The following is a 12,718-nucleotide window of genomic DNA, read 5'->3' as shown; positions in this document are numbered from 1 at the left end:
TCACCCGGAATGAATGAGCAGGCCCCAAGCGTTGAACAACGCTTTGCAGAATCGACCCCCGCCGCCCTCGGCACTTGGGCGCGTCACGACACCACCTGGATGCTGGGGCCTGTTCGGCACAGCCATCGGCGCCGGGACACTGTTCCTGCCGATCAACGCCGGCCTTGGCGGCTTCTGGCCGCTGCTGATCCTGGCCGTGCTGGCCTTCCCGATGACCTATTTCGCCCATCGCGGGCTGACCCGTTTCGTCCTTTCCGGGCGCGATGGCAGCGACATCACCGAAGTGGTCAAGGAGCATTTCGGCATCACCGCCGGTGCCTCGATCACCGTGCTGTACTTCTTCGCCATCTTCCCGATCCTGCTTATCTACAGCGTGGCGCTGACCAACACCGTGTCCAGCTTCATGGAACACCAGCTGCACATGCAGCCACCGCCACGGGCAATCCTGTCATTCGTGCTGATCCTCGGCCTGCTGGCCATCGTGCGCTGCGGGGAGCAGGCCACGGTCAAGGTCATGAGCCTGCTGGTCTACCCGTTCATCGTTGCGCTGGCGTTGCTGGGCCTGTACCTGGTGCCGCACTGGACCGGTGGCATTCTCGACAGCGCCACAGAGGTGCCGCCGGCCTCGGCCTTCCTGCACACCCTGTGGCTGGCCATTCCGGTGATGGTGTTCTCGTTCAACCATTCGCCGATCATCTCGGCCTTTGCCGTCGACCAGAAGCGCCGTTACGGCGCGCACGCCGACGAGCGCAGCGGCCAGATCCTGCGTCGTGCCCACCTGCTGATGGTGGTGATGGTGCTGTTCTTCGTGTTCAGCTGCGTGCTCACCCTGAGCAGCGCCCAGCTGGCCGAAGCCAAGGCGCAGAACCTGTCGATCCTGTCGTACCTGGCCAACCACTTCAGCAACCCGACCATCGCGTTCGCTGCGCCGTTGATCGCCTTCGTGGCCATCGCCAAGTCGTTCCTCGGCCACTATATCGGTGCCAGCGAAGGCCTGAAGGGCATCATCGCCAAGACCGGTGCGCGCCCAGGCGCCAAGGCCCTGGACCGCGTGGTTGCCGCACTGATGCTGGTGGTGTGCTGGATCGTCGCCACGCTCAACCCGAGCATTCTCGGCATGATCGAGTCGCTCGGCGGCCCGATTCTCGCGGTGCTGTTGTTCCTGATGCCGATGTACGCCATTCGCCGTGTGCCATCGATGCGCAAGTACAGTGGTGCGGCCTCCAACGTGTTCGTTGTCGTGGTCGGCCTGGTTGCGCTGACCTCGGTGGTGTACGGCCTTGTAAGCTGATTCACCCGTTTCATTCAAGAATGCCCGGGTCGCTTGTCGCCACCCGGGCTTTTTTTTTGCCTGATCAAGGTTTCAGCAGCGTTGCATTCCATCGTCCTTGGTGCATGCAAGCAGCCACCCTCCGCACAGGCTGGCCACCACGAACAGCACGCCCAAGCCGGCCGGTAGCTCGCTTTCCAAACCTGCGACCACACTGCTCGTCAAACCGGCACCGGCGAACAGCAATGTCGTATTGAGCGACGCTGCCGCACCTGCCTGACGCGGATAGCGCGCCAAAGCCTGGGTCGTTGCGGCGGGGCGTACCAGGGTTGTCCCGGTGGTACAGACAATCATCGGCAGTAGAACACCCAGCACAGATAAACCTGCCACCCATTCCCACATCAAAAGGGTGATGCCCGCCGTACTTATAAGCAGCAAGCCTGCTTTTATTTGAGCTTGCGGGCTTACGCGACTGTTCAAGTAGGTCGCAGCCATGCCGCCGACGATGTATGCCAACCCATAGCCGATAAAGACCAGAGAAAATTGATAGGCCGTCAGCTCTAGCCTGCCCATCAGCAGCAAGGGCGCTATGACGATAAAGGAAAAATGGCAGGCAAAGGCGAGGCTGGAGAGCATGGCATGCGCGAGATAGTCCGTGTCTCGCAGCATCACCCGATAACTGGACATGCTTGGCGCCCGGTCATGCGACGCAGGTGCGTCATGGAGCAGCACACACGATAGAAGTGAAACGATTGCAGCGATGATCACGAATACCGTAAAGCTTGCCTTCCAGCCAAACGACTGTTGAAGAAAGGCACCTGCCAGCGGTGACAGGGAGATGAACAACCCGCTCGCGCTTGTTAACAGGATGCGCATGGCATTGCGTTGTGTACCGCTGTAGAGGTCCTGCACAAGCGCCTGGCCTAGCACGAGGCTGCCGCAACCCAGGCCTGCACCAAGCGAAAGGCCATGAACGTTTCATATTGGGTTGAAAATACGCAACCGAGCGCCCCCACAATAGATACGCTCAACCCAGCGAGCAACAAACGCTTGCGCCCGATGCCATCCGACAGTGGGCCGATCACGATTTGCGCCATGGCCACACCGACAGCAAAAAAGCTCACTGAGTACGCAATCTGTTTTGTGTCGACCCGAAACTCATCTGAGAGCGCAGGGAATGATGGGAGGATCACGTCCAGAGGAAACACACCCAGCAGACATAACAAAATCAGCAATGTCGAGCACAGGTGGCGCCGGAGCGAACCCGCGGGGCGGTTCATGCCATTAACTCCTCGATTGGAACTGCAAGAAATAGCTTTCGTCATCCAGTAAATCAGTACGCTAAAGATGTACAAGGTGAGCTTGGTAGCGAAACTTCCGATAGAGGTGTAGGAATTGTAGGGAGAGGCCGGGATGGGCGTTCGGCAACGGTGAGGCAACTGGCCGTAACCGCGGCTATCGGCATTTTTTGTCCACAAAAATCGTCCGGCAATGGAACAATTTCACCTGCCCCCATAGGCACCCGGCTGCCTTCATGCTTAACTCAGTGTCCTTTTCAAACCCCGCATAAGGATTTCGTCATGGCTCAAGTGACTCTCAAAGGCAACCCGGTCCAGGTCAACGGTAACCTGCCACAGGCCGGCGCCCAGGCTCCGGCTTTCTCCCTGGTAGGTGAAGGCCTGGCTGACAAGTCGCTGAAAGACTACGCCGGCAAGCGCAAGGTGCTGAATATCTTCCCAAGCGTCGATACCCCGACCTGCGCCACCTCGGTGCGCAAGTTCAACGCCCAGGCCAACGACGTCGCCAACACCGTGGTGCTGTGCATCTCGGCTGACCTGCCGTTCGCCCAGGCACGTTTCTGCGGCGCCGAAGGGCTGGACAATGTGAAGAACCTGTCGACCCTGCGTGGCCGCGAGTTCCTCGAAAACTACGGCGTAGCCATCGCCGACGGCCCGCTGGCCGGCCTGGCCGCCCGCGCCGTCGTGGTGCTGGACGAGGACGACAAGGTGCTGCACAGCGAACTGGTTGGCGAAATTGCTGACGAGCCGAACTACGACGCGGCGCTGGCTGTACTGAAGTAAGGATTGCGTGGGGCAGGGCGGGCGTCTGTAGCCTGTGATGGCCTCTTCGCGGGTAAACCCGCTCCTACAACGTGCGGCACGGGTTTCAACGGCTGTGACATCCCCGTAGGAGCGGGTTCACCCGCGAAGGGGCCAGACCAGGCAACCGAACCTTCAGGCCCGCCACCGCTCCAAGCAACACCCTGTAACGGCCCGGAACACGTTCCGGGCCGTTTTCATTTAAAATTCCGCCGCTTGGCAACGTCAGGCAAAGGTAAACCTCTGGTAAAGGCCCTTTGCTAAAACGATGGCAGTGCTTATCGTTCATCCTCCCCAAGTCGTCATTCCGAACAAGGTTCGTTCAACCCATGCAAGCGTCCAATTCCCGTTCCCTTCGTCGCTGGCTCGTCGGCCTGCTGATCCTGCTGCTGGTGGCTGCACTGGCCTGGTGGCTGTGGCCCGCAGCGACGCCTGCGCATAAAGAAGCCAGTGGCATGCGCGGTGGCAAGGGCATGGGCATGATCGGCGGCCGCCCAGGTTTTGGCGGCTCCAGTGACCCGGTACCCGTACGTGTCGTGCCGGTGCGGACAGGCGACTTCCCCCTCTACTACAAAGCCTTGGGCACGGTCACCGCGACCAATACGGTCAATGTGCGCAGCCGCGTGGCTGGCGAACTGGTGAACATCCACTTCAAGGAAGGCCAGCGCGTCAAGGCTGGCGACCTGCTGGCCGAAATCGACCCGCGCCCTTATCGCATCGCCCTGCAGCAGGCCGAAGGCACCTTGGCGCAGAACCAGGCGCAGTTGAAGAATGCTCAGGTCGACCTGGCCCGCTATAAAGGCCTGTACGCCGAAGACAGCATCGCCAAGCAAACCCTGGACACTGCCCAAGCCCAGGTTGCGCAGTTCCAGGGGCTGGTCAAGACCAATCAGGCACAGGTCAACGACGCCCGCCTGAACCTCGATTTCACCCAGATCCGTGCGCCGATCAGTGGCCGTGTGGGCCTGCGCCAGCTCGATCTGGGCAACCTGGTGGCCGCCAACGACACCACCGCGCTGGTGGTCATCACCCAAACCGAGCCGATCAACGTCGCCTTCACCCTGCCGGAAACCGAACTGAGCACTGTGCTGGAGCGCTACCGCAGTGGCGCCAGCCTGCCGGTCGAGGCCTGGGACCGCGGTGACAGCAAGCTGCAGTCCACCGGTGTGCTGGGCAGCATCGACAACCAGATCGACACCACCACCGGCACGCTGAAGTTCAAAGGCCGTTTCGAGAACAAGGACCTGGCCCTGTTCCCCAACCAGTTCGTCAACGTGCGCTTGCTGGCCGACACCCTCAAACAGGTGGTCATGGCCCCGGCCGCGGCCATCCAGTTTGGCAACGATGGCACCTTTGCCTATGTGGTCAACGAGAAGAGCACCGTCAATGTCCGCAAGCTGAAGGTGGGCGCCAGCGATGGCGAGAACAGCGTCATTCTCGACGGCTTGAAGGCCGGCGACCGCCTGGTGCTGGAAGGCACCGACCGCCTGCGCGAAGGCACCCAGGTGGAAGTGGTCGAAGACAGCTCGCAAGTGCCGACCACCCCGGGCCAGCACTTGCAAGGGCAGGAAGCCAAGGGGGCGGCGCAAACAGATGAAGCACAACCTGGCAACGCAGCAGGCAAGGCGGGCGCATGAACCTCTCGCGCCTGTTCATCCTGCGCCCGGTCGCCACCACGCTGAGCATGCTGGCCATCGTGCTGGCTGGCCTGATCGCCTACAAGTTGCTGCCGGTTTCCGCCTTGCCGCAGGTGGATTACCCGACCATTCGTGTCATGACCCTGTACCCCGGCGCCAGCCCGCAGGTGATGACCAGCGCTGTCACCGCGCCATTGGAGCGCCAGTTCGGCCAGATGCCGGGCCTGGAGCAGATGGCCTCGACCAGTTCTGGCGGTGCGTCGGTGCTGACCCTGCGTTTCAACCTCGACATGAACATGGACGTTGCCGAGCAACAGGTGCAGGCCGCGATCAACGCCGCCAGCAACCTGCTGCCCAGTGACCTGCCGGCACCGCCGGTGTACAACAAGGTCAACCCGGCCGACACCCCGGTGCTGACCCTGGCCATCTCCAGCAAGACCATGCCGCTGCCCAAGCTCAACGACCTGGTCGATACCCGCGTGGCGCAAAAGCTTGCGCAAATCAGCGGCGTGGGCATGGTCAGCATTGCCGGTGGCCAGCGCCAGGCAGTACGCATCAAGGTCAACGTCGACGCCCTGGCGGCCAATGGCTTGAATCTGGATGACGTGCGCACGCTGATCGGTGCCTCCAACGTCAACCAGCCCAAAGGCAACTTCGACGGCCCGACCCGGGTGTCGATGCTCGATGCCAACGACCAGCTGCGTTCTCCCGAGGAATACGCCAACCTGATCCTGGCCTACAACAACGGTGCGTCGCTGCGCCTGAAAGATGTGGCCGAAATCGTCGACGGCGCCGAGAACGAGCGGCTGGCCGCCTGGGCGAACGAGAACCATGCTGTGCTGCTGAACATCCAGCGTCAGCCGGGCGCCAACGTGATCGAAGTGGTCGACCGCATCAAGGACCTGCTGCCGTCGATCACCGACAACCTGCCGGCCGGCCTCGATGTCTCGGTGCTGACCGACCGCACCCAGACCATTCGTGCCGCGGTCAAGGACGTGCAGCACGAACTGCTGATCGCCATCGTTCTGGTGGTGATGGTCACCTTCGTCTTCTTGCGCCGCTTCAGCGCCACCCTCATTCCGTCGATTGCCGTGCCACTGTCGCTGATCGGGACGTTCGGGGTCATGTACCTGGCCGGGTTCTCGGTCAACAACCTGACACTCATGGCCCTGACCATCGCCACCGGCTTTGTGGTCGATGATGCCATCGTCATGCTGGAGAACATCTCCCGGCATATCGAAGAGGGCGAGACGCCCATGCAGGCGGCGCTCAAGGGTGCCAGGCAGATTGGCTTCACCCTGATTTCGCTGACCTTCTCGCTGATTGCGGTACTGATCCCGTTGCTGTTCATGGCGGACGTGGTCGGTCGCCTGTTCCGCGAGTTCGCCATCACGCTGGCAGTCGCCATTCTGATTTCCCTGGTGGTGTCCCTGACCCTGACACCGATGATGTGCGCGCGTCTGCTCAAGCGCGAGCCCAAGGAAGAAGAACAAGGCCGCTTCTACCGTGCCAGCGGCGCCTGGATCGACTGGCTGATCAAGCACTACGGCAGTGCCCTTCAGTGGGTGCTCAAGCATCAGCCGCTGACCTTGCTGGTGGCGGTGGCCAGCCTGGTGCTCACGGTGTTTCTGTACATGGTCGTGCCCAAGGGCTTCTTCCCGGTGCAGGACACAGGGGTGATCCAGGGTATTTCCGAAGCGCCGCAGTCCACCTCGTTCGCCGCCATGAGCGAACGTCAGCAGGCCCTGAGCAAGGTCATCCTGCAAGACCCGGCCGTGCAAAGCCTGTCGTCCTACATTGGCGTAGACGGCGACAACGCCACGCTCAACAGTGGTCGCCTGCTGATCAACCTCAAGCCCCACGGCGAGCGCGATGTCAGCGCCAGCGAAGTGATCAGCCGCCTGCAGCCACAGGTCGACCGGCTGGTGGGCATCCGCCTGTTCATGCAGCCGGTGCAAGACCTGAGCATCGAGGACCGGGTCAGCCGCACCCAGTACCAGTTCAGCCTGTCGTCGCCGGACGCCGACCTGCTGGCGCAGTGGAGCGGCAAGCTGGTGCAGGCGCTGCAGCAGCGCCCGGAACTGGCTGATGTGGCCAGCGACCTGCAGGACAAGGGCTTGCAGGTGTACCTGGTAATCGACCGTGACATGGCCAGCCGCCTGGGGATCAGCGTGTCGCAGATCACCAATGCCCTGTACGACGCCTTCGGCCAGCGGCAGATCTCGACCATCTACACTCAGGCCAGCCAGTACCGCGTGGTGTTGCAGTCCAAGGACGCCGCAACGATCGGCCCGCAGGCGCTGGAGTCGATCCACGTCAAGGCCACCGATGGCGGCCAGGTGCGCCTTTCGGCGCTGGCGCGGATCGAGCAGCGTCAAGCCCAGCTGGCTATTTCCCACATCGGCCAGTTCCCGGCAGTGACCTTGTCGTTCAACCTGGCCCACGGCGCGTCGCTGGGCGAAGCCGTGCAGGTGATCGAGCAGGTGCAGCAGGACATCGGCATGCCGCTGGGTGTGCAAACCCGCTTCCAGGGTGCGGCCGAGGCCTTCCAGGCATCGTTGTCGAGCACCTTGCTGCTGATTCTGGCGGCGGTGGTGACCATGTACATCGTGCTGGGGGTGCTGTACGAAAGCTACATCCACCCGATCACCATCCTCTCGACCCTGCCGTCGGCGGCGGTCGGTGCCTTGCTGGCTTTGCTCATCAGCGGTAACGACCTGGGCATGATCGCTATCATCGGCATCATCCTGCTGATCGGTATCGTCAAGAAGAACGCGATCATGATGATCGACTTCGCCCTGGAGGCCGAGCGCCACCAGGGCATGAGCCCGCGTGATGCCATCTACCAGGCGGCGCTGCTGCGCTTCCGGCCGATCCTGATGACCACCCTGGCCGCGCTGTTTGGTGCGGTGCCGCTGATGCTTGCCACCGGTTCCGGTGCCGAACTGCGCCAGCCACTGGGCCTGGTGATGGTCGGCGGGTTGCTGGTCAGCCAGGTGCTGACGCTGTTCACCACCCCGGTCATCTACCTGTACTTCGATCGCCTGGCCCGCCGCCTGCGCCCGGCCACTGACGTGAAGCAGGCCCAGGCATGAACCTGTCTGGGCCTTTCATCCGTCGCCCGGTGGCGACCATGCTGTTGAGCCTGGCAATCATGCTGCTGGGTGGGGTCAGCTTTGGCTTGCTACCGGTGGCGCCACTGCCGCAAATGGACTTCCCGGTGATCGTGGTGTCGGCGAACCTGTCCGGTGCCAGCCCCGAGGTCATGGCGTCCACCGTGGCCACACCGCTGGAACGCAAGCTGGGCAGCATTGCCGGCGTCACCACGCTCACCAGCAGCTCCAACCAGGGGTCGACACGGGTAATCATCGGCTTCGAGATGGGCCGTGACATCGATGGCGCAGCCCGTGAGGTGCAAGCGGCGATCAACGCTACCCGCAACCTGCTGCCCAGTGGCATGCGCAGCATGCCCACCTACAAGAAGATCAACCCGTCGCAGGCGCCGATCATGGTGCTGTCGCTGACTTCGGATGTGTTGCAGAAAGGCCAGCTGTATGACCTGGCCGACACCATCCTTTCACAGAGCCTGGCTCAGGTATCGGGGGTAGGGGAGGTGCAGATCGGCGGCAGTTCGCTGCCGGCCGTGCGCATTGCCGTCGAGCCGCAACTGCTCAACCAGTACAACCTGTCGCTGGACGAAGTGCGCACCGCAGTGTCCAACGCCAACCAGCGCCGGCCCATGGGCTTTGTCGAAGACGCCGAGCGCAACTGGCAGGTGCGGGCCAACGACCAGCTGGAAAGCGCCAAGGATTACGAGCCGGTGGTGATTCGCCAGCAGAACGGCACCATTCTGCGCCTGTCTGACGTGGCGACGGTCACCGACGGCGTTGAAAACCGTTACAACAGCGGCTTCTTCAACGACCAGGCAGCGGTGCTGCTGGTGGTCAACCGCCAGACCGGCGCCAACATCATCGAAACGGTCGACCAGATCAAGGCGCAGCTACCGGCACTGCAGTCGTTGCTGCCCGCCAGCGTGCAACTGAACGTGGCCATGGACCGCTCGCCCGTGATCAAGGCCACCCTCAAAGAGGCCGAGCACACCCTGCTGATCGCCGTGGTGCTGGTGATCCTGGTGGTCTACCTGTTCCTCGGCAGCCTGCGCGCCTCGCTGATCCCCAGCCTGGCGGTGCCGGTATCGCTGGTGGGTACGTTCGCAGTCATGTACGTGTGCGGTTTCTCGCTCAACAACCTGTCGCTGATGGCGCTGATCCTTGCCACCGGGCTGGTGGTGGACGATGCCATCGTGGTGCTGGAAAACATCTCCAGGCACATCGAGAACGGCCAGCCGCCGATGAAGGCGGCCTTCCTGGGCGCCAAGGAGGTGGGCTTCACCTTGCTGTCGATGAACGTGTCGCTGGTGGCGGTGTTCGTCTCCATCCTGTTCATGGGCGGCATCGTGCGCAACCTGTTCCAGGAGTTTTCCATCACCCTGGCGGCGGCGATCATCGTCTCGCTGGTGGTGTCGCTCACCCTTACACCGATGCTCTGCGCCCGCTGGCTCAAGCCGCACCAGGCCCAGCAGACACGCCTGCAGCGCTGGAGCGACAAGCTGCATCAGCGCATGGTTGCTGCCTATGACCGCAGCCTGGGCTGGGCCCTGCGCCACAAGCGCCTGACCCTGCTCAGCCTGTTGGCCACCATCGGCATCAACATCGCCCTGTACGTGGTGGTGCCCAAGACGCTGATACCCCAGCAGGATACCGGCCAGTTGATGGGCTTCATCCGGGGTGACGACGGCCTGTCGTTCACGGTGATGCAGCCGAAGATGGAAATCTACCGCCGCGCCTTGCTGGCCGACCCGGCAGTACAGAGTGTTGCCGGTTTCATCGGTGGCAACAGCGGTACCAACAACGCCATGGTGCTGGTGCGCCTGAAACCGATCAGCGAGCGCAAGATCGATGCGCAGAAGGTGATCGAGCGCCTGCGCAAGGAGCTGCCCAAAGTGCCCGGCGGGCGCCTGTTCCTGATGGCTGACCAGGACCTGCAACTGGGGGGCGGAGGGCGTGATCAGACTTCCTCTCAGTACCTGTATACCCTGCAAAGCGGCGACCTGGCGGCGTTGCGCGAATGGTTTCCCAAGGTGGTCGCGGCGCTGCGTGCACTGCCTGAGCTGACCGCCATCGACGCCCGCGATGGTGCCGGTACCCAACAGGTGACGCTGGTGGTCGACCGTGACCAGGCCAAGCGCCTGGGCATCGACATGGACATGGTCACCGCAGTACTGAACAACGCCTACAGCCAGCGGCAGATCTCCACCATCTACGACAGCCTCAACCAGTACCAGGTGGTACTGGAGATCAACCCCAAATACGCCTGGGACCCGAGCACCCTGGAGCAAGTGCAGGTGATCACCGCCGACGGCGCCCGGGTGCCGCTGTCGACCATCGCCCACTACGAGAACAGCCTGGCCAACGACCGGGTCAGCCACGAAGGCCAGTTCGCTTCGGAAGACATCGCCTTCGACGTCGCCGAGGGCTACAGCCCCGATCAGGCCATGGCGGCACTGGAGCGCGCGGTGGCCAAACTGGGCCTGCCCGAGGAGGTGATTGCCAAGCTCGGCGGCACTGCCGATGCCTTTGCCCAGACCCAGCAGGGCCAGCCCTTCATGATTCTTGGCGCACTGCTGCTGGTGTACCTGGTGCTGGGTATTCTGTATGAAAGCTACATTCACCCGCTGACCATTCTCTCGACACTGCCTTCGGCGGGCGTCGGTGCCTTGCTGGCGCTGTACGTCACCGGTGGCGAGTTCAGCCTGATCTCGTTGCTGGGGCTGTTCCTGTTGATCGGGGTGGTGAAAAAGAATGCCATCCTGATGATCGACCTGGCCTTGCAGCTGGAGCGCCATCAGGGCTTTTCGCCGGAAGAGTCGATTCGCCGGGCCTGCCTGCTGCGCCTGCGGCCGATCCTGATGACCACCCTGGCAGCGATCCTTGGCGCATTGCCGTTGCTGCTGAGCCAGGCTGAAGGCGCAGAAATGCGTCAGCCGCTGGGCCTGACCATCATCGGTGGCCTGGTGTTCAGCCAGATCCTCACCCTTTATACGACGCCGGTGGTTTACCTGTACCTGGACCGCCTGCGCCACCGTTTCAACCGTTGGCGCGGCGTGCGCACCGACGCCGCCCTGGAAACCCCGCTATGACTTTTGCCCAGACCCCACTTCACCGTGCCCTGCAGGCACTGACCCGTGGCCGTGGCTCGCGCCTGCTTGGTGCCGGGTTGTGCGTGGCCTTGCTCAGTGCCTGTACCCTGAGCCCGGACTACCACCGCCCCGAGCTGAACAGCACGGCGGCGCAGTTCAAGCATGCCGAAGGTTGGACCCAGGCCTCGCCGTCCGACGCCATCGCCCGTGGCGCCTGGTGGGAAATCTACGGTGATGCCGGGCTCAACGCGCTGGTCGAAGAGCTTAACCGCAGCAACCAGACCGTGGCGCAATCAGAAGCCCAGTACCGCCAGGCCCAGGCGCTGGTGCGCAGCAGCCGTGCGGCGCTGTTCCCCAGCCTGGACCTGAGCGCCAGCAAGAACCGTTCGGCGCAGGGCACCGGCAGCTCCAGTTCCAGCCTGTCCAATAACAGCAGCGGCATTCGCAACACCTACAACGCGCAGTTGGGCGTGAGCTGGGAGATCGACCTGTGGGGCAAGCTGCGCGAAACCCTGAATGCCAACGAGGCCAGTGCCGAAGCGAGTTTCGCCGACCTTGCGTCGATCCGCTTGAGCCAACAGTCGGAGCTGGTGCAGAACTACCTGCAATTGCGGGTGATCGATGAGCAGAAGCGCTTGCTGGAAGCCACCGTGGCGGCTTATGAGCGCTCGCTGCGAATGAACGAAAACCAGTACCGCGCCGGTGTCGCCGGCCCGGATGCCGTGGCCCAGGCCCGTACGCAGCTCAAAAGCACCCAGGCTGACCTGATTGACCTGATCTGGCAGCGTGCGCAGTTCGAAAACGCTATCGCCGTGCTGCTGGGCAAGACGCCTGCCGACTTCGCCCTGGCCGACAGCAAGGCGATTCCCGCGTTGCCGCAAATACCGGTTTCGCTGCCTTCGCAGCTGCTGGAGCGGCGCCCGGACATCGCGGCAGCCGAACGCAACGTGATGGCGGCCAACGCCAACATCGGGGTGTCGCGGGCAGCCTACTTCCCGGACCTCAGCCTGAGCATGAGTGGTGGTTATTCCAGCAGCAGCTTCAGCAACTGGATCGAGTTGCCCAACCGCTACTGGTCGGTAGGCCCGCAGTTGGCGCTGACCCTGTTCGACGCCGGCAAACGCAGCGCCGAGGTCGACCGCACGGTGGCCGTGTATGACCAGACGGTGGCGCAGTACCGCCAGACCGTGCTGGACGGCTTCAAGGAAGTGGAAAACCTGCTGGTTCAACTGAAGGTGTATGGCGATGAAGCCGTGGTGCGCCAAGAGGCGCTTGACGCCGCCCGTGAGTCGTTGCGCCTGACCGAAAACCAGTACCGTGCCGGGCTGATCGGCTATCTGGATGTGGTCAACGTGCAAACCACGGCGCTGAGCAACGAGCGCAGTGTGCTGAACCTGCTGCAAGGGCGCCTGGTGGCCAGTGTGCAACTGGTGGCTGCGTTGGGCGGCGGCTGGGATGCAGAGCAGGCGTTTGCCGAGCAGAATTGACCAAACGCAGAGGGGGTAGGCTGCGG

5 protein-coding genes and 2 pseudogenes are annotated in these 12,718 nt (G+C 62.8%); 6 read left to right on the top strand and 1 reads right to left on the bottom strand.

Translation table 11 applies throughout. The features are described from left to right. The first annotated feature begins 9 nt into the window (after positions 1–9). A pseudogene (locus ACZ889_RS20915) lies at positions 10–1,291 on the top strand (serine/threonine transporter). Positions 1,292–1,363: 72 nt separating this feature from the next. Here ACZ889_RS20915 and ACZ889_RS20910 read toward each other — a convergent pair. Next, positions 1,364–2,550, bottom strand: a pseudogene (locus ACZ889_RS20910) (MFS transporter). A gap of 300 nt (positions 2,551–2,850) precedes the next feature. Here ACZ889_RS20910 and tpx point away from each other — a divergent pair. The 5 genes from tpx (at position 2,851) to ACZ889_RS20885 (ending at position 12,692) form a co-directional block, all read left to right on the top strand. Then, positions 2,851–3,351: a thiol peroxidase gene (gene tpx, locus ACZ889_RS20905; protein WP_265979963.1), complete on the top strand. Its 501-nt coding sequence runs from the start codon at positions 2,851–2,853 to the stop codon at positions 3,349–3,351. A gap of 347 nt (positions 3,352–3,698) precedes the next feature. After that, the gene (locus ACZ889_RS20900) at positions 3,699–5,006 is read left to right on the top strand and encodes an MdtA/MuxA family multidrug efflux RND transporter periplasmic adaptor subunit (RefSeq protein WP_440781443.1); all 1,308 of its coding nucleotides are present in this window, start codon (positions 3,699–3,701) and stop codon (positions 5,004–5,006) included. After that, positions 5,003–8,101 carry an MdtB/MuxB family multidrug efflux RND transporter permease subunit gene (locus tag ACZ889_RS20895; protein ID WP_476257771.1) on the top strand — a complete coding sequence of 1,033 codons (3,099 nt, stop codon included), beginning with the start codon at positions 5,003–5,005 and terminating at the stop codon, positions 8,099–8,101. Before ACZ889_RS20900 ends, ACZ889_RS20895 begins: the two co-directional genes overlap by 4 nt. Continuing rightward, entirely contained in the window at positions 8,098–11,205 is a 3,108-nt protein-coding gene (locus ACZ889_RS20890) for an efflux RND transporter permease subunit (RefSeq protein WP_180689813.1), read from the top strand. Before ACZ889_RS20895 ends, ACZ889_RS20890 begins: the two co-directional genes overlap by 4 nt. Then, positions 11,202–12,692: an efflux transporter outer membrane subunit gene (locus tag ACZ889_RS20885; RefSeq protein ID WP_012052084.1), complete on the top strand. Its 1,491-nt coding sequence runs from the start codon at positions 11,202–11,204 to the stop codon at positions 12,690–12,692. The genes ACZ889_RS20890 and ACZ889_RS20885 overlap by 4 nt, the downstream gene beginning before the upstream one ends. The last annotated feature ends 26 nt before the right edge of the window (positions 12,693–12,718 follow it).

It is taken from the genome of Pseudomonas sp. TE3895, assembly GCF_056278855.1.
The sequence above is the reverse complement of the archived record's forward strand: the minus strand, read 5'-3'. Positions and strand labels throughout refer to the sequence as shown.

Excerpts from the sequence above, each read along its gene's own strand:
- ACZ889_RS20895 (WP_476257771.1), top strand. The coding sequence starts at position 5,003 with ATGAACCTCTCGCGCCTGTTCATCCTGCGCCCGGTCGCCACCACGCTG.
- tpx (WP_265979963.1), top strand. The coding sequence starts at position 2,851 with ATGGCTCAAGTGACTCTCAAAGGCAACCCGGTCCAGGTCAACGGTAAC.
- ACZ889_RS20900 (WP_440781443.1), top strand. The coding sequence starts at position 3,699 with ATGCAAGCGTCCAATTCCCGTTCCCTTCGTCGCTGGCTCGTCGGCCTG.
- ACZ889_RS20885 (WP_012052084.1), top strand. The coding sequence starts at position 11,202 with ATGACTTTTGCCCAGACCCCACTTCACCGTGCCCTGCAGGCACTGACC.
- ACZ889_RS20890 (WP_180689813.1), top strand. The coding sequence starts at position 8,098 with ATGAACCTGTCTGGGCCTTTCATCCGTCGCCCGGTGGCGACCATGCTG.